Source organism: Bauldia sp., from assembly GCA_037200845.1.
Classification (GTDB): Bacteria; Pseudomonadota; Alphaproteobacteria; order Rhizobiales; family Kaistiaceae; genus DASZQY01.
Window position 1 is genome coordinate 2,936,623 of sequence record JBBCGQ010000001.1, and the last position, 23,378, is coordinate 2,960,000.

The window sequence follows — 23,378 nt, forward strand, 5'->3', positions numbered from 1 at the left end:
CGATACAGATATCGGCATCGCCGCGCCATACTTAAAGAAGCCTTGCGCGGCGTGCCTTTGAGTGTCCCACCGGGTGCGACAATCTGGCAAGCTTGCATATAATAAGCATCCTTATTATATCCGCCGCATGCAAAACCACCTTCCTCCCGCGAAAGGCATGGGCCTGCTGATCCACGACGTGGCCCGGCTGCTCCGCAATCGCATAGACCAGCGGGCCCAGGCCGTCGGCCTGACCAGCGCCCAGTGGCGCGTCCTTTCGGTCGTCGCCCGTGCGGAATTCCGCAACGAGGAGGCGCCCAACCAGGCCGCCCTCGCCGAGCAGATGGACCTCGAGCCGATCACCCTTTCCCGCCTCATCGACCGCATGGAAGCCGCCAAACTGATCGAGCGGCGCCCCGACCCGGCCGACCGCCGCGCCCACCGCATTCACCTGCAGGAAGGCGCCCGTCCGCTGGTCGCCAAGTTCCGCGAGGTGGCGTCGAGCTGCCTCGACGGCGCGCTCGCCGGCGTCAGCGAGGCCGAGATCGACAAGATGACCGAGGTCCTCACCCGCGTCCGCAACAACCTCACCGGCAAGGCCGAGACCGTCGTGCCCTTTGCCGATCCCAAACCGGCGTCGAAGCCGAAGGCTTCCGCCAAATCCCGTTCAACGATCAAGCAAGGAATTGCATCATGAGTGCCGATGGTGGTGACAAGCGACCGGCCGAGGGGCGTCCCGCAGTGCCCCCGCCTCCGGTGATGAAGGCCGAACCGCCGGTTCCGCCGAAGCCGGAAGAGCCGCCGAAGAAGAATAACCGCACGCGCTACATCCTGATGGCGTCGGTGCCGGTGCTGCTCGTGCTGATCGGCGGGTATTTCTACCTGACCGGCGGCCGCTACGCCTCGACCGACAACGCCTACGTCCAGCAGGACCGCGTCACGGTCACCGCGCAGGTGTCGGGCCGCATCGTCGCCGCGCCGGTGCACGAGAACGACAGCGTCGCTGCCGGCGATGTCCTCTTCCAGATCGACCAGGCGCCGTACAAGATCGCGCTCGCCTCGGCGGAAGCCGGCCTCGCCTCGGCGCGCCTGCAGGTCGAGGAGCTCCGCGCCGCCGAGAGCGCCGCGCTCGCCGCCGTCCAGGCCGCGACCGACGACGTCGCCTTCAACCAGAAGAGCTTCGACCGCGTCCAGGGGCTGCTCGCCAAGGGCGTCTCCTCACAGGCCGATTTCGACCAGTCGGAGCAGAACCTGCACAATGCCCAGCAGGCGCTCGCCCAGGCCAAGGAGCACGAGGAATCCTCGCTCTCCGCGCTTGGCGGCGATGCTTCGATCAAGACCGACGACCACCCGATGGTGCTGGCCGCGACGGCCCGCCGCGATCAGGCGGCGCTCGATCTCGCCAACACGACCGTGACGGCCCCCGCCGCCGGCGTCGTGGCGCAGGCCGATCGCCTGCTCGTCGGCCAGCAGATCACCCCGGCGATCGCCGTGATGAGCCTGGTCGAGACCGGCTCGTCGTGGGTCGAGGCCAACTTCAAGGAGACCGACCTCACCAAGATGGTCCCCGGCCAGAAGGCCACGATCAGCATCGACGCCTACCCCGGCCACGAGTTCGAGGCGACGGTTGCCTCGATCGGCGCCGGCACCGGCTCGGAATTTTCGCTGCTCCCGGCACAAAATGCGACCGGCAACTGGGTGAAGGTTGTCCAGCGCGTACCCGTGCGCGTCTCCTTCACGGAACCGCTGACGGATCTCCCGGCGCTGCGCACCGGCCTCTCCGCCTCGGTCAGCGTCGATCTGCGGACTGCCCCGACCAAGACTGCCGCTAACTAGAACACCAAGCTCGAGATCACCGCCATGTCTGGTACCGGGGCCGACGGCCTGCCGTTTCAGGAAGTGAAGCACAAGGGGCTCATCACCATCTCGGTGATGGCCGCGATGATCATGGTCATTCTCGACATGACCATCGCCAACGTCGCATTGCCGCACATGCAGGCAAGCCTCGGCGCCGCGCAGGACACGATCACCTGGGTGCTGACGTCGTACATCGTCGCCCAGGCGATCGCGACGCCGATCACCGGCTGGCTCTCCGACAACATCGGCCGCAAGAAGCTGTTCGCGATCTGCGTCGCCGGCTTCGTCGCCTCCTCGGCGCTCTGCGGCACCGCCATCGGCCTGGAAGAGATGGTGCTGTTCCGCGTCATGCAGGGCGCCTTCGGCGCCGCGCTGGCGCCGCTGTCGCAGTCCGTCATCATGGACATCAACCCGCGCGAGAAGCAGGGCCAGGCGATGGCCCTGTGGGGCACCGGCATCATGATCGCGCCGATCATCGGGCCGACCATCGGCGCCTACCTCACCGACAATTTCAACTGGCGCTGGGTGTTCTACATCAACGTGCCGGTCGGCATCGCCGCGCTGGCGGGCGTCCTGCTGTTCATGCCCGACACCGTGCGCCGCATCCGCAAGTTCGACTTCACCGGCTTCGCGTTCCTGTCGGTCGCGGTCGGCGCGCTGCAGCTCATGCTCGACCGCGGCGCCGAGCTCGATTGGTTCAACTCGCCGGAGGTGCTGGTCGAAATGGCGATCAGCATCGGCGCGGCGTGGATGTTCCTCATCCACACGATCACGCATGCCGAGCCGTTCCTCGACAAGCGGCTGTTCACCGACCGCAACTTCTCGGCCTCGCTGGTCCTCATCTTCGTCGTCGGCATCGTGCTGCTCGCCACTATGGCGCTGCTGCCGCCCATGCTGCAGAACCTGTTCGGCTATCCGATCATCACCGTCGGCCTGGTGCTCGCCCCGCGCGGCCTCGGCACGATGGCCTCGATGATGGTCGTCGGCCGGCTGGTCGGCAAGATCGATCCGCGCCTGCTCGTGCTGTTCGGTCTGTCGCTGACTTCGATCTCGCTCTACCAGATGACGTTCTTCACCATCGGCATGGGCAACGGTCCGCTCATCTGGTCCGGCGTCATCCAGGGCTTCGGTCTGGGCTTCGTCTTCATTCCGCTGTCGACGGTCGCCTTCCAGACGCTCGACTTCCGCCTGCGCACGGAAGCCTCCGGCCTGTTCAACCTGGTCCGCAACATCGGCTCGGCGATCGGCATCTCGATCATGGCCGCGCTGCTGATCTCGAACATGCAGACCAACCACGCCGACCTGGCGAGCTGGATCAACCCGTTCAACCCGAACCTGTTCGCCCTGGGCATCGACCCCGGCGTGCTCGCAACCCAGGCCGGCGCCCAGACGGCGGCACAGCTCGACGGGCTGATCACGCAGCAGTCGCTGATGATCGCCTACATCGACGACTTCAAGCTGATGTTCCTGATCACGCTCGCCTCGGTGCCGCTGCTCTTGCTGCTGCGCTACAAGAAGCCCCAGCTCAACGCCGCTGGCCACATGGCGGCGCCGCAGCCGGCCGTGGTGATGGCCGACTAGCGCGACGGCGCACGAACGAAACAAAAGGGCGGCTCCGGCCGCCCTTTCTTTTTCTACGGCGTCGAGGTCTGAACCGGGCCGCTGGTCAGCGCGACATAGAGCAGCGCCAGCGCGATGAGGCCAAGGATCACCGTGGCGATCGACTGCCACATCTTGGTGCGGCCGAGCGTCCTCTCACGCTCCTCCTCCGACTTGATGCTGATGACGAACGGATTCTTGCCCGCCGCGTCCGCACCGATCGTGTGCGACGCGCTGACCGTTGCCAGCACGTAGACCGGGATCCCGCCGGCGACGATCCATTCCGTGAAGCGATGCGCGGTCGTGCCGGCGCCGGCGAGACTGGCCAGCAGCGACGTGCCGAGGCCTACGTCCTCGCGGCGCTGGTGCACCTGCTCGCCCTCCACCTTGGCATCCTTGAAATCCAGCGCGACCTCGCCGGTCGCATCCTCGATCATGGCCGGCGCGAAACGGACGACGTCCGACTCCGTCTCGAATTCTCGGCTGGTCTCGCGCTTGCCATCGGAATCGGTGGTCGTCTTTTCGACTTCGCGCTCGGTCAGCGCACGGTAGTAGACGCACGCGCGGCCGGAGAATTCGGCGGTAAGCGGCGCCGCCGTCTTGAGCTGCCCCTTCACCTCGACCAGCGTGCCCGGCACGAGCCGCGCAATATCGCGGACGCTGCTGGTCGGCGTTGCCATCATCAGCGCCAGTTCGCGGCCCGTGCGCGATCGCCCCCACCAGAACAGCGCCGCGGCAATCGCTGCGGCCGCGGCGAAGATCAGCGCCACCCAGTTCATCGCGTCATTCGCCCCACGGCACCCAGATGTTCTTCACCTGCGTCGCATGGCCCAGCACCTCGCGCCCGGCACTGATCGCATCGTCGTTCCAGTCGCGCGCAACCGTCTCCGTCCACGTCTGCTTGAGGTTGCCCGCCGACGCCTTCTCGATCGCCGCCGCGCCCTCGCCGTTGCCGAAGTACCAGATCGCGTCGACCGCATCGTGCTTGGCGAGTTCGACGCCGAGCGCGGCCTTGTCGCCGGTGACGATGTTGACCACGCCGCCCGGCACGTCAGAAGTGTCGAGCACCTGATAGAGGTCGGTCGCGAGCAGCGGCTGCGCCATCGACGGGATCATGACGACGGCATTGCCGGCGGCAATTGCCGCACCCATCAGCGTCACGAAGGCGAGCAGGCCGGGCTCCTCCGGCGCGACGATGCCGACGACGCCGATCGGCTCGTTGACCGCGAGCGCCAGGCCGCGGAACGGCGGCTTGTGGATCGCGCCCTCGTGCTTGTCGGCCCACGCCCCCCAGGCGAACAGCCGCGCCACCGCGGCGTCGACCTCGAGCCGGGTCTTGGCTTTCTTGACGCCGCGGAGCGCCCTCAGGCGATCGGCGAATTCGGAAGCGCGCGCGTCGAGGTTCTCGGCGATGTAATACAGAATCTGCGCGCGATTATGCTCGGTCGTCGTCGCCCACTTCGGCTGAATCTTGCGCGCCGCCTCGACCGCATCGCGGATGTCCTTGCGGTTGCCGTCGCCGACTTCGCCGACGATCTTGCCGGACGCCGACGCGACCGGTCGCGAGTAGCCGCCATCCGGCCGCGCCTGCTTGCCACCGATGTAGAGTTTCGACGTGCGGTCGATGCCGCCGCCGACCAGTTCCAGGCCCATCTCGGGCACCGGCGGCGCCACCTCGGCGAGCTTCTTCGCCGCCTTGATCCACGCCGGCTTGGTGTAGGCGTAGGCGCCTTCCTTGCCGCCCTCGCGCCCGTAGCCGGATTCCTTGTAGCCGCCGAAGCCTGCGGCCGCATCAAACAGGTTGGTCGAGTTGATCCACACCACGCCGGCCTTGAGCTTCGGCGCCACGTCGAGCGCGAGGTTCACCGACTCCGACCACACCGACGCGGCGAGCCCGTATTCGGTGTTGTTGGCGAGCGCCACCGCTTCTTCCGGCGTGCGGAACGACATCGCCACCGCCACCGGCCCGAAGATTTCCACCCGCGCCACGGTCGATGCCGGCTCCACGCCGGCCAGAAGCGTCGGCGGGAAGAAACAGCCCTTGGCCGGCAGCGCGCCGTGCGACTGGTAGAGCGTTGCGCCCTCATCGACGCCCTGCTGCACCAGCCGCTTGATCCGCTCTAGCTGGATCGGCGCGACGATGGCGCCGAGGTCGATCGCCTTGTCGAGTGGCGAGCCGACGCGCAGCGTGTCGAGCCGCGTTCTCAGCTTCGCGATCATCTCGTCGTGCACGCCTTCCTGGATCAGCAGGCGCGAGCCGGCGCAGCACACCTGGCCCTGGTTGAACCAGATCGCATCGACGACGCCCTCGACGGCCGAGTCGAGATCGGCATCGTCGAAGACGATGAAAGGCGACTTGCCGCCAAGCTCCAAGGTCAGCGACTTGCCGCTGCCCGCCGTCGCCTCGCGGATCTTGCGGCCGACCTCGGTCGACCCGGTGAACGCGATCTTGTCGATGTTCGGATGCCTGACGATCAATTCGCCGGTGGCGCCATCGCCGGTGACGATGTTGACGACGCCGCGCGGCAGGCCGGCCATCTCGCAGATTTCGGCGAACAGCAGCGCCGACAGCGGCGTGAACTCAGCCGGCTTCAGGATGCAGGTGTTGCCGAGGGCGATCGCCGGCGCGATCTTCCACGCCAGCATCAGCAGCGGAAAATTCCACGGGATGATCTGGCCGCAGACGCCGACCGGCACGCGGTCCGGCATCTCCGCCGCCATCAGCTCCGCCCAGCCGGCGTGATAGTAGAAATGGCGCGCGACCAGCGGCACGTCGATGTCGCGCGTCTCGCGGATCGGCTTGCCGTTGTCGAGCGCCTCGACCACGGCGAACAGGCGCGAGTGGCGCTGGATCAGCCGCGCGATGGCGTAGAGATATTTGGCGCGCGCGTGGCCCGAGAGCCGCGCCCAGCCGGGCTGGGCCTTGCGCGCGGCGCGCACGGCGGCATCGACATCTTCCGCGCCGCCCTGCGCGATCTCTGCCAGCACCTCGCCCGTGGCCGGATTGGACGTCTCGAACCACGCGTCGGTCGAAGGCTCGCGCCACGCCCCGTCGATGTAGAGTCCGGCCCGCGCATGCTTCTTGATCCAGGCGCGCGCGTCCTTGTCGCTCTCCGGCGCCGGCCCGTAGTCCATCGTGTCGAGGATTTCAGCTACGGACATTCGCAATGACTCCGCCGTTGGCCCCAAACTTCAACCCTCCCCTTGCGGGAGGGTCAAAACCGCGAAGCGGTTTTGCGGCGGGGTCGCGCTCCATCGAGCCGCACCGCGACTCCCACCCGAAATCGCCAAGGCGATTTCGACCTCCCCGCAAGGCGGAGGTTGAAGCGGAGTGCATGTCACGCATCATGCTCACGCCATCGCGTGGTGGTCGAAGGACGCGTACCGCCCGGTGACGAAATACTCGAGCTGCCGCTCGATATCGGCGAGCAGCGACGAGGCGCCGATGCGGAAGAGGCCCGGCTGCAGCCACTCGTCGCCCAGTTCCTCCTTCATGACGAACTGGAAGTTCAGCACGTCCTTCGCCGTGCCGATACCGCCCGCCGGCTTGAACCCGACGACAAACCCGGTCGCCTCGCGATAGGCGCGGATGGCGCGCGTCATCACCAGCGCAACGGGGAGCGTCGCGTTGACGCCTTCCTTGCCGGTCGACGTCTTGATGAAATCGGAGCCGGCCATCATCGCCACCCAGGAAGCGCGGGCCGACATTGCGCAGCGTCTTGAGGTCGCCGGTGCCGAGGATCGTCTTCATGTGCGCCGGTCCGCACGCCGCCTTGAACGCCTTCACCTCGTCGTAGAGCGCCTGCCACTGGCCGGTGAGCGCGAATTCGCGCGTGATGACGACGTCGATCTCCTCCGCCCCCGCGGCGACCGACTCCTCGATCTCGCGCAGCCGTACGTCCATCGGCGCCAGGCCGGCGGGAAACGCGGTCGACACGGCGGCGACCGGAACGCCGGAACCCTTGAGCGCCTCGACCGCGGTCGCGACGAAGCGATGGTAGACGCACACCGCGCCGGTGGTGATCCGCCGGTCGGAGAGGCCCAGCGCCTCCAGGATATCGGGCCGCAGCGGATGCACCGCCTTGGCGCAGAGCCGGCGCACGCGCCCGTCGGTGTCGTCCGAGTTCAGCGACGTGAGGTCGATGCACTGGATCGCCTTGACCAGCCACGCCGCCTGCCATTCCTTCTTCACCGTCCGCCGCTTGGGCAGCGTCGCGGCGCGCCGCTCCACTGCCGAGAGATTGACGCGCACGCCGGCGACCGGCTCCGGGTCGAACGGGATGCCGGGATTGTGCGGCGCATTCGGCACATTGCGGAGATGATGGATTTCCGCGGATTCGCGGGCGGTTACAGCTTTGGACATGACGGGTACTCGGCTCTCCCTGCCGGCACTCTACGCCTTTCGGGCCGACCTCTGGAAGGCTCAGGGATCGTTGGGGTCCGGGTGAAAGAACGTCGGCCTGCGCTCCAGCGTGCGCAGCACGCGCGCCGGATTGCCTGCGGCCACACTGAACGCCGGATCGACCGCGTGACGACGCTCCCTGCCCCGATGGTCGAGCCGCGCCCGATGGTGACTCCGCCGAGCACGATCGCGCCGCCACCGATCCACACCTCGTCGCCGATGACGATGGGCTTAGCAAGGCCGATGCCGCGGAACGGTGGATCGTCCTTCGGATCCCACGGGATGATGCGATCGGACGGATGGATCGGGTGCCCTGCCGCCAGCAACTGCACGCCTGTACCGATCGCGCCGCCATCGCCGATGGTGATCGTGTTGCTGTCCAGGAACACGCAGTGGGAATTGACGAACGCCTTGCCGAGGGTGATGTGGATTCCGTAGTCGACCGTGATTGGCGAACGAATTAGTCCCTCGAACGGCTTGCCGATAAGCACGCTGAACGCGGCCAGGCGGGCCGGGTAGTCGTCCTCCGGCGTGTCGTTGAAGATCTTCGTGCGGGCACGCGCAAGGCTTGTCAGCGCGTCAAGTCCAGATCCGGCGTTAAGAAACTCTCCCCGGCGAGCATCTTCTGATAGTTGCTGCGTGTGTCGGCCATTGTCTCCCCCGAGGTCGGCGTCCGAGGATACGTTTTCGGGTGGCGCCCCGGAAGCGCGCCGTGGCAGAATCCTTCCATCATGACAGCCCGCGCCTTCGCCCTGTTCGGAACGGCCATCGGCACCTGCGCCATCGCGTGGGGACCGAACGGCATCGTCTGGATACAGTTGCCGCAGGAGGACGAGGCCGGCGCCCGCCGCCGCGCCCTGCGGCGCTATCCCGACGCCGCCGAGACAATGGCCCCGCCCGGCGTCGATCTCGCCATTCGCGACATCGCCCGGCTGATGGCCGGCGAGCCGGCGGACCTGTCGCGCATCGCCCTCGACACGACCGGCGTGCCCGAGTTCAACCGCCGGGGTCTACGCCTTGGCGCGGCAGATTCCGCCGGGCGAGACCCTGACCTATGGCGAGGTCGCAGCGCGGATCGGCGAGCCCGGCGCGGCGCGCGCTGTGGGCACCGCGCTCGGCCAGAATCCATTCCCGATTGTGGTTCCCTGCCATCGCGTGCTCGCCGCAAACGGCAGAACCGGCGGCTTTTCGGCCCGTGGCGGCGTAGCGACAAAAATGCGGATGCTGTCGATCGAGCGCGCCCGCACCGGCAGCGCCCCGACGCTGTTCGACGCGCTTGGCGGCCTTCCCCTCGCGGCGCGTTAGCTGTCAGCGAAAGGTGATAGAATCCGAATCGAGATTCGCCGCCGGCACTGGGCAGACGCGAATCGCAATCGGAGGATCTCTGAATGTCGCTTCTGGTATTCCTCATCGTCGGCCTGATCGCAGGCTGGCTCGCGGGACAGATCGTCAGGGGTGGTGGCTACGGCCTCATCGGCGATCTGGTCGTCGGTGTCGTCGGCGCGTTCATTGCCGGGTGGTTGCTGCCGCGTATCGGTCTTTACATCGGCGGCAATATTCTTGGTGACATCATCAACGCCGTTATCGGCGCCGTCATCCTGCTCATCATCCTGCGCGCCATCAAACGGGCGTAGCGGCAGACGCTGACCACGAGGCCCCGGAGGTCCCCTCCGGGGCTTTTTCCTTGCCCGGCGGCTGCGCGAAGCCCGACACCGTCCGCCCGCCGTAGGTGTACGACAGCCGCCGCTCCTCGGCGATGAACTCCGGCACCGTCGGACCCCTGGCGTAAGGTTCCATCCGCCGCGCCTGATCGTCGAGCCGGCGCATGGCGCCCGCCTCCTCCTGCCGCCCGAGCTTCGCCTTCTCCACCGCCTGCTTCAGCACGCGGATCGTCTCGTCGTATGCCTTGAGCGGGAACGGATGCCCGTCCTTGCCGCCATGCGCCAGCGAGAAGCGCGCCGGATCGGTGAACCGGCAGGGCGCGCCGTGGATCACCTCGGCGACCATCGCGAGCGCCCGCACCGTGCGCGCGCCGACGCCGGGCGTGAGCAGCAGCTCGGAGAAATCGACCGGCGCGCGATCGGCCGCCGCGGCAAGGTTGCCGTGCAGGCGGCGGAGCACGACGTCTTCCGAGCGCACGTCATGATGCGCCGGCATGATGAGATGCGGCAGCAGCGGCTGCGCGCTTGGCGGCTCGTCGGCCCTTGGCCGCCGGCGGCTCGAGCGCCGCGAATTCGCGCGCTACGCCGTCGGGGCCGATAGAGCCCAGCACGTCGAGCTGTGCCAGACGCGATGGCGCCGCGCGCCGGTCGGTGAGGTTGACGATGTTCCCCTGCCCCTCGCCCTCGATGGCGCTGTGCGGCGCCTCGACGAAACTTTTCAGCCCCTCGGAGATCCAGTGGTAGCGCCGCGCCGTGTTGGTCTCATCCTTCATGCCCTGCTGCACGACAACCCATTCGCCGGCATCGGTAACGATGAAGCCGTGCAGATAAAGCTGGAAGCCGTCCTGCACGGCGGCGCTGTCGACCTTGGCGACCAGGCGGCTGGCCTTCGCCAGCGCGGCGCCGTCGATGCCGGTGCGGGCGCCGATCGCCATCAGCTCGTCCGGCGTCCTGCGCGAATGCGCCCCCCGCCCGCCGCAGACGAAGATGCCGAGCTCGCGCTCCATCGGCTTCAGCCCACGCTTCAGCGCGCCGAGCACGCTGGTCGTGATGCCGGACGAATGCCAGTCCATGCCCATGACGCAGCCGAACGACTGGAACCAGAAGGGATGCGCCAGCCGCCGCAGCAGCTCGTCGCGCCCGTATTCCTGCACCACCGCCTGGCAGATCACGGCGCCCCAGCCGCGACATGCGCTCGGCCAGCCACTTGGGCACTACGTCCGCCATGGAGCGGCAGGTCGGCACTGCCCGAACGGTGCGTCATGCCGCCAGTCTAACGCAGGAACAAAGGCAGAACAAGGGAACGGAAAGCCGCGCCGCGCATTGTTATCGCGGCAGGAGAAAAATCATGGCCGAGAAACCCACCTTCGACGACCGCAGCCACGACAGCGGCATCCGCAACGCGGAGCACGGCACCGGCAGCGACGCGCATGAGATCGAGCAGCCCGCACGAGCGCCACATCGATCCGGCGGAAGAAGTGATGAGCACCAACCCGAATCTATCGCCGCAGATCCACCCGCGGCGCAACTAGCCAGCCTCGACTATCCGACGAAAAATCGGCCGGCCTGCTGCAAAGCGGCCGGCCGTTTTGATTCTAGGAGCGCAGGTTCCGGCAGAAATCGAACACGGTGGTGTTCTGCGAGTAGGCGGGATCGCGCAGCACCTGATTGCAGCCGATCTTCACCGAATGCTTCTGCTGCGCATTGAGGCCGGCGACATAAGTGCATTCACCGCCGCCGGCGTGAACCCCGGCGAAGGCGATGTTGAAGCCGAATATCGGTACGCCGGACTCATCCGTGAACGGATCGCCGGTATCCTCGCTGCCGACAAATCCCTTCCACGGCTCAGCCAGCGCCGCACTGGTCGCCAGGCCCGCCACCACTGCAGAAGCGGCAAAAATCATGCGCATCGTGTTCATGGGTTCATCTCCTTAGCCGCCGCCGTACGGGAGAACGTATGTCGCGTCTTGCAGGTTCCAACCACTAATCCACTCGACGGTGAGATTAGTGAGCCCCTACAACTCGCTTTGAATATCCTCGATGGTGCGCGACGGCAGGAAATCCACATCGACGTAAAGGTCGCGGACAGCATCGCTGTCCAGGGCAACCAGCTCGCCCTCGTCAATGTCATCGCCATTGCCTTCCTTCCAGGCCGAATCCCACAACAGCGCCAGATATCGCGCGCCAAGGATCATGACCTCGACCGTGCGATCCTCGAGGTCGCCCCACATGCCGGAGAGCGTGGCCTTGTTCTGCGCCGCGCCGTTTGCCTCGAAGCTGTCGAGGATATCCATCGGCGGGAGCGCCTTCGCCGCCGCGTCCATCAATGCGACGGTCGCACGCGCCACCTCGGTGCCTGAACGGCACAGCTTCAAGCCGTGGCTCTTCGGCAGATTTTGCTTGAGGGCTTCCATCAGATCGGGAGCCTTCAGATTCAGCATCGCGCTCTCGTACGCGCCGTGCACGCCCTTGGCGTAGATCACCGTTTCGGTCTTCCCGGTGCGAGGATGATGGCGCTCGACCGTCCGGGAGCGGTCGCCATCGGCGTAGATCGACCCGTGCAGGGGCTGCGAGGCATCGCCCATGTAATGCGCCGCGATCCCTGCAGCGGTGACGAAGCTGACGACGTCGCCCGAGCTGACGAAGCCTTTCATCGCGGTGAAGAATTGCCAGAGGCGGAACGGGAGGATGCCCTGCTTCCACTTCCACCTGTAGTTCTTGGCGGCTTCGTCATCGCCTGCTGCTTCGGCGGCGTCGGCCGCCTTGGCGTAGAAGCCCTGCCACGCCGCAAGGGTGAGGTTGGCGTCGTCGGCTAGGCAGAGGTCGCGCCATGTCTGCTCGTCGGGATAAATCGGAGCGTCGATATCGGCGTAGTGGTTGGGATGTTCGGGCCCGTTGGTAAGCCCGCCCGAACCTGTGAGATCGCGACCGCCCTTACGCCCGCCCTTCTCGAGCGAGAGTTTTTTCCAGATGTCGTCGGGCACGTCCGCGAGCGGCACGAATTTGCCCTTCTTCGCGTTCGCGCCCGCCATGGCGTCAAAGCCCTCGTCGGCGAGCTGGGTCTTCGAGAAACTGAGGAGACCGGCGTTCGCGCGCAGCAGCCGCGCAAGACCCTTATTCTTGACCAAATCGATAGCGAACGCGGCGATGCTGTAGTGGCCCTCTCGTCCCCAATAGCCGGAGACGCCGCGCGAGAGATCGGTGACGAGCTCGACGTCCAGCAGCTTGCATGCGTTGCTCAGACTGGTGGCGACCGCGTACGCCGAGCGCTGCTTGCCGTCTTCGAAGACCTGACCGCCCCATTCGATCGCCAGGGGACGAAGGTCGCGCTTCGCAAGCGGCACCGGCGGGCCTCTTTCGGGATCGACGGTCACGTCGAGATTCCAGACCATTCCGGAATCGCCGTGGCGCGTCGCCACGTCGCCGGCGGGGGCGATCAGGAAGTCGCCGACATAGTCGTAGCCGCCGACCGAGCGGTGCCGGTAGAAGAGCGCCTTGAGCGTGCCGTGCAGAAGGCCCGACGCGGCGCCGCGCCCGATGACCTTCTGGTCGATGAGGCGGAGCGAGAGATTGCGTTCATGCACATCGGCGAGCGGGCCGGCCGGTGGCAGGCCATAGGTGTTGCTGGTCCACGCATCGACCGCGTCGACTTGAATGAGCCCGATATCCAGCGACACATACGAACGCCGCCCCGGGAAATCCGGATAGACCGTCGAGAACGCCTCGCGCGTCGCGAACTTGTCCGAGCTGATGCCGACCTCGACCCGGCCTTCGCGCAGCGCACTGTAAATCCGCGTGCCGGTGGGGCCGCAGGCGTGCCGCGCGGTGAGCGCGTAGGTAAGATGGCCGTCGGTCACGAGGCAGCCCGCGGTGGCGACGTGCGTCTCGCCTTGCACTTCTACGATGATCGGCGAACCGCCGCCGAGCTTGAAAGCCGGCAGGCCGGTATCGCGGGAATTCGGACGGCGCGGGATCGTTCGGCTGTTCGGAAGCCTCCACGACGCACACCGGAACCGCCCTGCCGTCCGGCATGTAGAGGGTCTTCGGCAGCATCAGCGAGGGATCTGTGCGGCCATGTCCGAAAGCTTCCTCGGGCAGCCATTGCCGGACAAAGGCGAGGATGCAGGGCCAGGAATAATCGCGCACCTCGGAGTTGCCGAGCGTGCGCGCGTAGCTTTTCTTGGCCGGCGGGTTCTTGCCCTCGCCCTTGCGGGTCGGCCACGCCTCGTCCTTGCGGATCAGGTAGAGGCCAACCGCTGTGCCGATGACGTTGGCCTTGCTGAGCAGGTGGTAGTGATAGGTGTCGCGCGCATCCAGCAGATCGCGCAGCGACAGGTTTGCAAAATCATAGCTGAGGTCGAGAACGGTCATCGCGTGGCTCCCCGAGGCCTGATGCACGCGCGTTCCAGCCGCTTGGACGCGGGTACAAGGATTGATTGTACTACCTTAGCGTGCGGCTGCAAATTGCCGGGGGTTCGTGACGGGTCAATGACGACGGCTGTTCGTCAATTACGGGCTGCGCCCGGGCGATCGTCATGAGGCAGTTGAGTGCTTGCCTATGGCGCTGACGGCAAGCGCATCCCGGACAGCCAGGGCAACGAGCGGCATCGAAACGGCGCGTCGTTCACTTCCTGCCGTGCGTCGCGCACCGGGCAGAGTTCCGCTAGGAAAAATCGTCAAGGCCCAAGGGCTCATTTGACGGCGTAAAGTGGTTGCGGGGACAGGATTTGAACCTGTGACCTTCAGGTTATGAGCCTGACGAGCTACCGGGCTGCTCCACCCCGCGCCAACTTGAAGAGGTGGGCCGGTGGGCCGCCTCGAACGCGCGCTTCATATAGCGGCTTGTGACAGGTATTTGAAGGCCAATCTCATCGTTCCCGGCGCTTATTATTTTGCCGGGAATGCAGGCTTTTCCCGAGTGTTAGCGCCAATGTCAGCAAAGGCCGGCCGGCGCAGGCCATGGTTGCCGGCGGCAGCGCGGCCGGCCGCCATGAACTAGACCGTGCCGGAGAGCCGCCAAGTGAAGAGGCGCGACATCGTGTAGTTCCACACCACGCCGATGAGCGCGCCGGCGATGCCCGCCAGCCACCAGCTCTGGCCCTGCTCGTAGAGCAGCTGGCCGATACCGACGTTGGCGAACGCGCCGATCGCGCCGATCGCATAGAACGACGCCAGGCCGCTGAAGAAGCGCGGGCCGCGCAGCCGCTGGTCGCGATACGTGATCATGTTGTTGAAGACGAAGTTCCACGTCATCGCCGCGACCACCGCGACCGAGCTCGACGCGATGAAATCGAAGCCCAGCATCTTCACCAGCCAGAGCGTCAGCAGGTGGACGACGACGCCCGTGCCGCCGACCAGCGAGAAGATGACGAGGCGCAGCGGCAGCACGCGCCCGACCAGCTTGTCGATCAGCAGCGTGCCGAATTCCCACGCCGCCATCGTGTCGAGCTTGCTCTCGCCGTGCTGGCGAGCGTTGAAGCCGCACGCGACCTCGGCGAATTTCAGCGGCCGCGGCGCCGAGGCGAAAAGATCGAGCAGTATCTTGAAGCCCTGCTGCGACAGGCCGCGCACGGCTTCGTCGAACGCCGGCCGGGCCATGACGAAGAAGCCGCTCATCGGATCGGTGAGGTCGGCCTTGAGGATGACCCGCGCCACCTGCCCGCCGGTCTTGCTCAGCCAGACGCGCAGCGGATTGGCGAGGCCGCCGGTGCGCGTGCCGCCGAGGTAGCGGCTGCCGACGACGATATCGAGTTTCTCGGCGCGCAGCCGGCGGAACATCTCGGGCAGTACGGTGTCGTCGTGCTGCAGGTCGCCGTCCATCACCGCGAAGACGGGAGCCGACGACGACAGTACGCCCTCGACGCACGCCGTCGACAGGCCGCGCCGGCCGATGCGCTGGATGACGCGCACGCGCTTGTCGCGGAGCGCGATCGCGCGAACGGCCGCAGCCGTGCCGTCGGGCGAATCGTCGTCGACGAACACGACCTCCCAGTTGATCCCGCGCAGCACCTTGTCGAGGCGCTCGACGACCAGCGGCACGTTGTCGTGCTCCTTGAAGGTGGGCACGACCACGGTCAGCTCGATCGCGTCGGCGCGACTCTCGGCCGCGGTGCTCCTCGCCCTTTCGATGTTCAATCCGGCCTCGCGCGAATCGCCGGGAAAATGGCCGGCGGCCGCCTTGTTTTAGCAGAGGCGGGAACCTGCCGAAACCCGAGGCCGTTCCCACCGGCCACGGTTTGCGGCTAGGATCAGCCGGCCCGCGGACGCCAGCGGACGACAACCAACAACAAGCGACCGGAATCGGGAGACTAATCCGTGATCAGCGCGCCGACGATCGCCGTCTCGACCTGGAGCCTGCACCGCACCGTCGGCTTGACGTGGTGGGACAAGCCCGATGCGCGCGCCGAGCAGAAGGAAGCCTACGGCAAGGGCAGCGTCGCCATCCTCGACCTGCCGGCGGCCGTCGCCGCTCATGGCATCGACCGCCTGCAGCTCGGCCATTTCCACGTCGCCGTGCGCGAGCGCTCGTGGCTTGCCGAATTCCGCATCGCCTGCAAGGACGCCGGCGTGCGGCTGCAGACGCTGCTCATCGACGACGGCGACATCACGGTCGCCGCCAATCACAAGCGCGACGTCTCGTGGATCGGCCGCTGGATCGACACCGCCGCCGAGCTCGGTGCCGACGCCGCCCGCGTCGTCGCCGGCAAGCAGAAGCCGACGCCGGAGACGCTGGCGCTGTCGGTCGCCGGCCTCAAGGAACTCGCCGCCCGCGGCAAGAGCCAGGGCGTCCGCATCATCACCGAGAACTGGCACGATCTCCTCTCCTCGCCGAAGGAGGTCCACCACGTCATGGACGCCGTCGGCGACGACCTCGGCCTTCTCGTCGATTTCGGCAACTGGAAGGGCGCCGGCAAATACGTCGACCTCGCCTCGATCATGCCGCGCGGCGAGGACACCCACGCCAAGTGCGCATTCTCCGCCAGGCTCGACGTTGCCGGGTCCATGGACCGCGACGACTACGGCAAGTGTGTTGAGATCGCAGCAGACGCCGGCTACGACGGCCCCTACACATTGATCTACGACGGCCCGGACGACGACGAATGGACGGGCCTCGCCATGGAAGCCGAATTTATCCGCGACACACTGGCGGCCAAGAGCCGCAAGATCGCCTGACACTGGTAACGAGGAGCCATAAAAAATGAAAATGTCCAAGACCGCCAAAGCCGGCGCCACCGAACGCCGCAAGGCCCCGCTTACCACGCCGACCGATCTCGGCTCGAACGCGCGGCGCGACATCACCGGCGCGTTGAACGCCGTCCTCGCCGATTCTTTCGCGCTCTACATCAAGACCAAGAATTTCCACTGGCACATCAGCGGCCCGCATTTCCGCGACTACCACCTGATGCTCGACGAGCAGGCCGAGCAGATCTTCGCCGCCACTGACGACATCGCCGAGCGCGTCCGCAAGATCGGCGGCACCACCATCCGCTCGATCGGCCACATCGCCCGCCTGCAGCGCGTGCTCGACAACGACGCCGACTACGTCACGCCGGAAGACATGCTGGCCGAGCTCGCCGACGACAACCGCAACGCCGCGGCGCACCTCCGCGAGGTCCACGAACTCTGCGATGAGCAGGGCGACGTCGCCACCGCCGGCCTGATCGAGAATTGGATCGACCAGGCGGAACGCCGCGCCTGGTTCCTGTTCGAGACGACGCGGAAGTCGACGAAATAGACGAGACAAACGCCGGCGGGCCGCGTGGCGCCGCCGGCGAACCGCCCATGCGGCTCGCGGCTGGACTGGCGTTAACCGTGCTGGGCGCGCTCTTCGCCCTAGCCTTCTACTATCGCTACTGGATCTGGCGCGACTGCTTCAACGAACTCGGCCGCTGCTATGATCCGGAGACGCAGCAGGTCTACCTCGAGCAGGCCGGCATCGCCTGGGGCACGCTGGCTGTGGTTGCACTCGCCGCCGGCGTTTTCATGATCGTACGCGGCAGGCGGCGCGGCTGATGCGCAATTCCGATCAAGCGCATGGCCTCGCCCTTCGGCAATAGTGGCGCCGCCTCAAACGGAGCCTGTCCGTGAATCCGGTCGAGAACGCCCTGTGGTTCATCGAGAACCATTTCGGCAAGGAGATTTCGCTGGACGACATCGCCGGTGTCGCCGGCGTGTCGCGCTTCCGCCTGTCGCACGTCTTCGGCATGGCGACCGGCCGCTCGGTCATGGGCTATGTCCGCGGCCGCCGCCTGACCGAAGCGGCGCGCAAACTCGCGGCCGGCGCTCCGGACATTCTGCAGGTCGCGCTCGACGCCGGCTACGGCTCCCACGAGGCATTCACCCGCGCCTTCCGCGATCTCCTCGGCCTGACGCCGGAGGAGGTGCGCGCCGCGGGCACGACCGCCAACATCGCTCTCGTGGAGCCCATTCGCATGGACCGATCGCTGCTCGTACCGCTCGAGCCGCCGCGCTTCGAGGACAGTCCCGGCCTGATGATCGCCGGCTATTCCGGCCGCTACACCTTCGAGACCAACCAGGGAATCCCCACGCAGTGGCAGCGTTTCAACGACGCGTATCATGGCCAGATTCCCAACCAGAAGGGCAACGTCTTCTACGGCCTGTCGCACAACTTCGATGACGACGGCCACTTCGAGTACGTCTGCGGCGCCGAGGTCACCGGCTTCGGCGGCCTGCCCGACGAACTGGCGCGCGTCCGCATCGCGCCGCACCGCTACGCCGTCTTCAGCCACCGCAGCCATATCTCGATGATCAGCCGCACGCACTACACGATCTGGGCGACGTGGGCGCAGGAGTCCGGCTACGTGGCGGCCGAGATGCTGAACTTCGAGCGCTACGACGAACGCTTCGATCCCGTGACCGGCAACGGCGTCGTGGAAATCTGGGTGCCGATCAAGGCTTAGGCGCGACGGCCTCGATGACCGCAGCGAGGTCGAGGTCGCCGAGCCCCTGCGCCTCCGCCCGCCGAAAAATCTCCGCCGACGCAGCGATCATCTCGAGCTTGACGCCGAGCGATTGCGCCAGCGCGACGGCATAGCGCTGGTCCTTGGCGACCAGGCGCAACGCGACGTCGGGGTCGCCGAAGCGGCGGTCCACCATGCGCGGCAGTTTTCCGGTGACCGCGGGGCTGGCGGTGACGCCGCCGGCGATCAGCTCCGCCGCCTTGGCGACGTCGATGCCGGCCTGCCGCGCCAATACCAGACCTTCCGCGGCGCCGGCCAACTGCGCGCCGGCCATCATGTAGTTGATCAGTTTCCACGTCGCGCCGGCGCCGGTCGGCCCGAGGTGATGGATGCGCCCGCCGATCGCCTCCATCGCCGGCCGCGCTTTCTCCAGCACCGCCGCATCGCCGCCGACGAATATCGCGAGGTTGCCGTCGGCCGCGACGGCGCGGCTGCCGCCAACCGGCGCGTCGAGGAAATCGACGCCCTGCGCGTGGGCGAGCCCGGCCAGCTCGCGCGCCCACGCCGGCGACAGCGTGCTGGATTCGACCGCGATTGCCCCACGCGCGATGCCGGCGAGCGCCCCCGCCTCGCCGAGCCACACCTGCCGCGAGGCATCGTCGTCGGCGACCATGGCCCAGACAATATCGGCGCCCTCCGCCGCCGCTCGCGGCGACGCCGCGATCTCGGCGCCGGCGACCGCCAGCGCCTCGGCCCTGCCGCGCGTCCGGTTCCACACCGTCACGGCGAAACCGCGGTTGATCCAGTTCGCCGCCATGCGCGAACCCATGGTGCCGAGGCCGATGATGGCGATGCGTTGCATGGGCTGGTTCCCCGCGGGTGGAGGCGGAGACTAGCCGCAGAAGGCACGGGGCGGAACGCCTTCCGTCCTCCGCTCATCCCCCCGAACGTTTGAAAGGAATTTGAGACACCCCTCCCCAAACGGCCTCCGGCCGTTTGACCCCCCCACAAGGGGAGGGTTCATCCCTGTTGAAACGCCGCGCTTCACCAAACTCCGCTTGAGCCCTCCCTTTGTGGGAGGGCCAAAACCGCCCTTCGCGGTTTTGGGGAGGGGTGCGCCTCAGCGACCGCCGCCATTTCGCTAGAAGCGTGCGGAGGGGAAGGAAGCAGCGCTCCCCGGACAGTCTCCGAAAACTGAAAGACTGCAAAGGATCGACCTTATTGGATCGACCCTCAGCCCCGCGCCGCCAACTCCGCTCGCGCCGTCGTCGCAATCTCCGCATTCGTGTACGCGTGGCCGTCGATGCCCCAGCCGCCGTCCGGCGCCTCGGAGATCAGCACCCAGACCCGCCCGGCAAGGCTCGGGTCGCCGGCCGCCGCCACGACAATGTCGGTCAGCTCCTTGACGACGCCCAGCTTCTTTTCCCGGTCGAGCACGCCGACCGGCGTCAGGATCTCGATGCGCACGTAGGTGCTCTCGCCGTTGGCGTTCGCCAGCGCATCCGCGTCGAGCTCGTGGATGAAGGCCGCCGTGTTGTCGAGGAACCACGGGATCGACGGCACCTTCTCCCAGCGCATCAGCGCCGCGGTCAGCGCCTTGGTGAGCGCACGCTTGTCGGCAAACGTGCGCTTGGCGGCGGTAACGTCGATCATCGGCATCGGGTCGGCTCCTGTCTTCGCTATGACGGTCGTCATAGTGCGCCGACCGTGCCATATGATGATCGTCATAGTCAAGGAGCGAACCCCGTGGAAAGCGACAGCCGGGCGAAGATGGTGCAGACCGCGGCCGCGCTGATCGCCGCACGCGGCATCAGCCGGACGTCGTTCTCCGAGGTCGTCGACGAGAGCGGCGCGCCGCGCGGCTCGATCTACCACCACTTCCCCGACGGCAAGCAGCAGCTCGCCGAGGAAGCCGTGCGCTGGGTGTCGGACCAGGTGCTGGCGCGCCAGCGGGCCTGCGACCCGAAGAAGCCGGCCGACGTCCTCGACTGCTTCTTCGGCATGTGGCGCCGCGTCGCCGCCGCCTCGAGGGGCTCCTCCGGCTGCGCCGTCGCCGGCACTATCCTCGACAGCACGCCCGGCGAGCCGGATCTCATCGCGCTCGCCCGCGGTACCTTCCGCTCATGGATCGATGTGCTGCGCCAGCAGCTCGAGCAGACGGGCGTACCGAAGGCACGCGCCGCGGCGATCGCGACAGCCGCCGTCGCCGGCATGGAAGGCGCGCTGATCCTCTGCCGCGCCGAGGGCAACGTGAAGCCGCTGGACACGATGGCGGCCGAGCTGCATCGCCTGATCGCGGCCTGATTGTATCCGGCCACAAGCAGCGCCAGGCTTCATCGTCGGCGATCATCGCAACCACGACATCGGGCAGCCGCCGCCTCGCGCGATCCGCTGCAAGGGATATCCGTCACGGCCTAGCTTGAAGGCGCCCCATCCTGAAATGCCGGAAGGCGAGCACGGCGATAGGGAAGAAATAGACGCACCACACGAGCAGGACGGCGACGCCGATGACGTCGCCGCTGGCGCCGCCCATCGAGCCGAACACGTTGAAAATAGGCAGAAGGACGCACGCCGGAGCGAAGACGCCGTGCAGCATCAGGAACACCCGCAGGACGCGGTCCGGCGTCGACGCGGCGACCATGCTGAGGCCGATGAAGAATGTCGAGGCAGCCATCATCCCGTAGCCGAGCAGATCGAGGTTGAACATCAGGCTGCCGTGCTGCGCGTACGACAACTGCATCAGGATGTCGGCAGTGGCGGCGTTCTGCAGGACAGTCGTCAACTGCACGAAGTAAACCGCGCTGACGTAGCCCGCGTAGATGACCGCGAACGCCAGCCCGGAGTAGGCAGCGGCTTTCCTGCTATCGGCTGCCTCGGCCGCCAGGCTGCTGGCGAGGACCACGTAGCCCCACGAGAGGATCATCGAGGTCGCCCACGAAAGCGGTGCCGCGCCGATAAGCATGCTGATCGCGAATGCTACCGTGGCGATCGCGATCACGACCGATGCAACACTGCCCAGGGACCTGTTCATGCCCGTCCCTCAGCGTGGGCGCCGACTAGCGCATTTCAGGTCGGGGCTCGCGAGACCAGCATAGCCGATCCGCAAACGAAAACGCCGCCCCGAAGGGCGGCGTTTTTCATGTCAGGTTTCGTGCGTTGAGAAGGCTCGAAGAAATCACAACAAACCGAGGAGCGCCGGAGGCGCGACAAGGATCGGATTGTGAAACACACTGCGCTTGGCAGACCTGGCAGCGACCTACTTTCCCGCGTCTTAAGACGAAGTATCATTGGCGCGGAGGAGTTTAACGGCCGAGTTCGGAATGGGATCGGGTTCAGGCCCCTCGCAATTGCCACCAAGTCAGCGAAGCGCAGTGTCACGAAACTAGGATTTCACATGTCGTCCGTCGTAAGGCGACGGGCATTGATAATGAGAGTGATCAAGTCAATCGAGCTATTAGTACCAGTAAGCTTCACGCGTTACCGCGCTTCCACACCTGGCCTATCAACGTGGTGGTCTACCACGGCTCTCAAGGGAGAAATGGTTTCGAGGTGGGTTTCCCGCTTAGATGCCTTCAGCGGTTATCCCGTCCGTACATAGCTACCCTGCAATGCGGCTGGCGCCACAACAGGTCCACCAGAGGTACGTTCATCCCGGTCCTCTCGTACTAAGGACAAATCCTCTCAATTCTCCTGCACCCACGGCAGATAGGGACCGAACTGTCTCACGACGTTCTGAACCCAACTCACGTACCACTTTAATCGGCGAACAGCCGAACCCTTGGGACCTGCTCCAGCCCCAGGATGTGATGAGTCGACATCGAGGTGCCAAACGATCTCGTCGATATGGACTCTTGGAGATCATCAGCCTGTTATCCCCGGCGTACCTTTTATCCGTTAAGCGATGGCCCTTCCACAAGGGACCACCGGATCACTATGGCCGTCTTTCGACTCTGCTCGACTTGTCAGTCTCGCAGTCAGGCGAGCTTATGCCATTGTACTCGACGAACGATTTCCGACCGTTCTGAGCTCACCATCGCACGCCTCCGTTACTCTTTGGGAGGCGACCGCCCCAGTCAAACTACCCACCATGCACTGTCCCGGACCCGGATTACGGGTCGCGGTTAGATATGCATAACAACAAGGCTGGTATTTCACATTGCGGCTCCACCATGGCTAGCGCCACAGCTTCAAAGCCTACCAGCTATTCTACACATGCCGTCACGAATACCAGTGCAAAGTTATAGTAAAGGTGCACGGGGTCTTTCCGTCTAACCGCAGGAACCCCGCATCTTCACGGGGAATTCAATTTCACTGAGCAGGTGCTGGAGACAGCGGGGAAGTCGTTACGCCATTCGTGCAGGTCGGAACTTACCCGACAAGGAATTTCGCTACCTTAGGACCGTTATAGTTACGGCCGCCGTTTACCGGGGCTTCGATTCAAAGCTTGCACTTCTCCTCTTAACCTTCCGGCACCGGGCAGGCGTCAGACCCTATACGTCCTCTTGCGAGTTCGCAGAGCCCTGTGTTTTTGTTAAACAGTCGCTACCCCCTGGTCTGTGCCACCTATCCTTGGTTGCCCAAGTATAGGTCCTCCTTCTTCCGAAGTTACGGAGGCAATTTGCCGAGTTCCTTCAGCACCCTTCTCTCAAGCGCCTTGGTATTCTCTACCAGTCCACCTGTGTCGGTTTGGGGTACGGTCTATACGTGGGGGCTATTTCCTGGAACCTCTTCGCGGCCCGGTCAATCCAATAAGACCGGACAACATACGAGATTCGTCACCACCCACAGGTTCAGGAATGTTCACCTGATTCCCATCGACTACGCATTTCTGCCTCGCCTTAGGGACCGACTGACCCTGCGCAGATTAGCTTTACGCAGGAACCCTTGGACTTACGGCGGGAGCGTCTCTCACGCTCCTAGCGTTACTCATGTCAGCATTCGCACTTCCGATACCTCCAG

18 protein-coding genes, 1 tRNA gene, 2 rRNA genes and 3 pseudogenes (1 of these 24 running past the window's edge) are annotated in these 23,378 nt (G+C 65.9%); 10 read left to right on the plus strand and 14 right to left on the minus strand.

Annotated features, from left to right (window positions below; translation table 11 throughout):
• The first annotated feature begins 157 nt into the window (after nt 1-157).
• The 3 genes from WDM94_14690 to WDM94_14700 are packed head-to-tail and all read left to right on the plus strand — an operon-like array spanning nt 158 to nt 3,417.
• Nucleotides 158-676, plus strand: coding sequence for a MarR family transcriptional regulator (locus WDM94_14690; protein ID MEJ0013831.1), 519 nt, complete (start codon nt 158-160; stop codon nt 674-676).
• Between the two features lie 44 nt (nt 677-720).
• Nucleotides 721-1,815: an HlyD family secretion protein gene (locus tag WDM94_14695; protein ID MEJ0013832.1), complete on the plus strand. Its 1,095-nt coding sequence runs from the start codon at nt 721-723 to the stop codon at nt 1,813-1,815.
• Between the two features lie 24 nt (nt 1,816-1,839).
• Nucleotides 1,840-3,417, plus strand: a complete 1,578-nt coding sequence (locus WDM94_14700) for a DHA2 family efflux MFS transporter permease subunit (GenBank protein MEJ0013833.1) — start codon at nt 1,840-1,842, stop codon at nt 3,415-3,417.
• A 53-nt stretch (nt 3,418-3,470) separates the two neighbouring features.
• Here WDM94_14700 and WDM94_14705 read toward each other — a convergent pair whose 3' ends face one another.
• From WDM94_14705 to WDM94_14720, 4 genes and pseudogenes are all read right to left on the minus strand, one after another.
• Nucleotides 3,471-4,214: a GIDE domain-containing protein gene (locus WDM94_14705; protein MEJ0013834.1), complete on the minus strand. Its 744-nt coding sequence runs from the start codon at nt 4,212-4,214 to the stop codon at nt 3,471-3,473.
• Nucleotides 4,215-4,218: 4 nt separating this feature from the next.
• On the minus strand, nt 4,219-6,597 hold the full coding sequence (locus WDM94_14710; protein ID MEJ0013835.1) for an aldehyde dehydrogenase family protein: 2,379 nt from the start codon (nt 6,595-6,597) through the stop codon (nt 4,219-4,221).
• 189 nt (nt 6,598-6,786) lie between these two features.
• Nucleotides 6,787-7,744 (minus strand): annotated as a pseudogene (deoC, locus tag WDM94_14715) (deoxyribose-phosphate aldolase).
• A gap of 38 nt (nt 7,745-7,782) precedes the next feature.
• A complete protein-coding gene (locus tag WDM94_14720) occupies nt 7,783-8,328 on the minus strand; it encodes a DapH/DapD/GlmU-related protein (GenBank protein MEJ0013836.1) in 546 nt (181 codons plus the stop codon).
• Nucleotides 8,329-8,568: 240 nt separating this feature from the next.
• Between WDM94_14720 and WDM94_14725 the strand changes: the two are divergent.
• Nucleotides 8,569-9,142: pseudogene (locus WDM94_14725) on the plus strand (methylated-DNA--[protein]-cysteine S-methyltransferase).
• Nucleotides 9,143-9,225: 83 nt separating this feature from the next.
• Nucleotides 9,226-9,471: a GlsB/YeaQ/YmgE family stress response membrane protein gene (locus tag WDM94_14730; protein MEJ0013837.1), complete on the plus strand. Its 246-nt coding sequence runs from the start codon at nt 9,226-9,228 to the stop codon at nt 9,469-9,471.
• Here WDM94_14730 and WDM94_14735 read toward each other — a convergent pair.
• The 5 genes and pseudogenes from WDM94_14735 to WDM94_14755 form a co-directional block, all read right to left on the minus strand.
• Nucleotides 9,458-10,762 (minus strand): annotated as a pseudogene (locus WDM94_14735) (DUF763 domain-containing protein). The gene WDM94_14730 and the pseudogene WDM94_14735 overlap by 14 nt on opposite strands.
• A gap of 331 nt (nt 10,763-11,093) precedes the next feature.
• A complete protein-coding gene (locus tag WDM94_14740) occupies nt 11,094-11,417 on the minus strand; it encodes a hypothetical protein (GenBank protein ID MEJ0013838.1) in 324 nt (107 codons plus the stop codon).
• Nucleotides 11,418-11,513: 96 nt separating this feature from the next.
• Nucleotides 11,514-13,355, minus strand: a complete 1,842-nt coding sequence (locus WDM94_14745; protein MEJ0013839.1) for a hypothetical protein — start codon at nt 13,353-13,355, stop codon at nt 11,514-11,516.
• Nucleotides 13,356-14,207: 852 nt separating this feature from the next.
• Nucleotides 14,208-14,284, minus strand: a tRNA-Met gene (locus tag WDM94_14750).
• Nucleotides 14,285-14,493: 209 nt separating this feature from the next.
• Entirely contained in the window at nt 14,494-15,633 is a 1,140-nt protein-coding gene (locus tag WDM94_14755) for a glycosyltransferase family 2 protein (GenBank protein ID MEJ0013840.1), read from the minus strand.
• Nucleotides 15,634-15,813: 180 nt separating this feature from the next.
• On the opposite strand from WDM94_14755, the gene WDM94_14760 reads away from it, so the two are divergent.
• The 4 genes from WDM94_14760 (at nt 15,814) to WDM94_14775 (ending at nt 18,419) form a co-directional block, all read left to right on the plus strand.
• Nucleotides 15,814-16,671: a TIM barrel protein gene (locus WDM94_14760; GenBank protein MEJ0013841.1), complete on the plus strand. Its 858-nt coding sequence runs from the start codon at nt 15,814-15,816 to the stop codon at nt 16,669-16,671.
• Between the two features lie 31 nt (nt 16,672-16,702).
• Nucleotides 16,703-17,233, plus strand: coding sequence for a DNA starvation/stationary phase protection protein (locus tag WDM94_14765; GenBank protein MEJ0013842.1), 531 nt, complete (start codon nt 16,703-16,705; stop codon nt 17,231-17,233).
• 47 nt (nt 17,234-17,280) lie between these two features.
• Nucleotides 17,281-17,511 (plus strand): hypothetical protein, encoded by a 231-nt coding sequence (locus WDM94_14770; GenBank protein ID MEJ0013843.1) that lies wholly within the window; start codon nt 17,281-17,283, stop codon nt 17,509-17,511.
• A 71-nt stretch (nt 17,512-17,582) separates the two neighbouring features.
• Nucleotides 17,583-18,419 (plus strand): AraC family transcriptional regulator, encoded by an 837-nt coding sequence (locus tag WDM94_14775; protein MEJ0013844.1) that lies wholly within the window; start codon nt 17,583-17,585, stop codon nt 18,417-18,419.
• Here the strand turns inward: WDM94_14775 and WDM94_14780 are convergent.
• Both WDM94_14780 and WDM94_14785 read right to left on the minus strand, forming a co-directional pair.
• A complete protein-coding gene (locus tag WDM94_14780) occupies nt 18,409-19,281 on the minus strand; it encodes an NAD(P)-dependent oxidoreductase (GenBank protein ID MEJ0013845.1) in 873 nt (290 codons plus the stop codon). The two genes, WDM94_14775 and WDM94_14780, sit on opposite strands and share 11 nt — an antisense overlap.
• A gap of 371 nt (nt 19,282-19,652) precedes the next feature.
• Nucleotides 19,653-20,114 (minus strand): hypothetical protein, encoded by a 462-nt coding sequence (locus tag WDM94_14785; GenBank protein MEJ0013846.1) that lies wholly within the window; start codon nt 20,112-20,114, stop codon nt 19,653-19,655.
• A 51-nt stretch (nt 20,115-20,165) separates the two neighbouring features.
• Between WDM94_14785 and WDM94_14790 the strand changes: the two genes are divergently transcribed.
• Nucleotides 20,166-20,723, plus strand: a complete 558-nt coding sequence (locus WDM94_14790) for a TetR/AcrR family transcriptional regulator (protein ID MEJ0013847.1) — start codon at nt 20,166-20,168, stop codon at nt 20,721-20,723.
• Between the two features lie 103 nt (nt 20,724-20,826).
• Here the strand turns inward: WDM94_14790 and WDM94_14795 are convergent, their stop codons facing one another.
• From WDM94_14795 to WDM94_14805, 3 genes are all read right to left on the minus strand, one after another.
• Nucleotides 20,827-21,450, minus strand: coding sequence for a hypothetical protein (locus WDM94_14795; protein ID MEJ0013848.1), 624 nt, complete (start codon nt 21,448-21,450; stop codon nt 20,827-20,829).
• A 212-nt stretch (nt 21,451-21,662) separates the two neighbouring features.
• Nucleotides 21,663-21,777 (minus strand): 5S ribosomal RNA (rrf, locus tag WDM94_14800).
• A gap of 75 nt (nt 21,778-21,852) precedes the next feature.
• Nucleotides 21,853-23,378 (minus strand): 23S ribosomal RNA (locus tag WDM94_14805); it runs 1,230 nt beyond the window's last position.

What these genes read in the sequence shown, in the direction of transcription:
- WDM94_14795 (MEJ0013848.1), bottom strand. Translation starts at nt 21,450, where the DNA reads ATGAACAGGTCCCTGGGCAGTGTTGCATCGGTCGTGATCGCGATCGCC.
- WDM94_14740 (MEJ0013838.1), bottom strand. Translation starts at nt 11,417, where the DNA reads ATGAACACGATGCGCATGATTTTTGCCGCTTCTGCAGTGGTGGCGGGC.
- WDM94_14710 (MEJ0013835.1), bottom strand. Translation starts at nt 6,597, where the DNA reads ATGTCCGTAGCTGAAATCCTCGACACGATGGACTACGGGCCGGCGCCG.
- WDM94_14770 (MEJ0013843.1), top strand. Translation starts at nt 17,281, where the DNA reads ATGCGGCTCGCGGCTGGACTGGCGTTAACCGTGCTGGGCGCGCTCTTC.
- WDM94_14780 (MEJ0013845.1), bottom strand. Translation starts at nt 19,281, where the DNA reads ATGCAACGCATCGCCATCATCGGCCTCGGCACCATGGGTTCGCGCATG.
- WDM94_14700 (MEJ0013833.1), top strand. Translation starts at nt 1,840, where the DNA reads ATGTCTGGTACCGGGGCCGACGGCCTGCCGTTTCAGGAAGTGAAGCAC.
- WDM94_14705 (MEJ0013834.1), bottom strand. Translation starts at nt 4,214, where the DNA reads ATGAACTGGGTGGCGCTGATCTTCGCCGCGGCCGCAGCGATTGCCGCG.
- WDM94_14730 (MEJ0013837.1), top strand. Translation starts at nt 9,226, where the DNA reads ATGTCGCTTCTGGTATTCCTCATCGTCGGCCTGATCGCAGGCTGGCTC.
- WDM94_14785 (MEJ0013846.1), bottom strand. Translation starts at nt 20,114, where the DNA reads ATGACGACCGTCATAGCGAAGACAGGAGCCGACCCGATGCCGATGATC.
- WDM94_14765 (MEJ0013842.1), top strand. Translation starts at nt 16,703, where the DNA reads ATGTCCAAGACCGCCAAAGCCGGCGCCACCGAACGCCGCAAGGCCCCG.
- WDM94_14690 (MEJ0013831.1), top strand. Translation starts at nt 158, where the DNA reads ATGGGCCTGCTGATCCACGACGTGGCCCGGCTGCTCCGCAATCGCATA.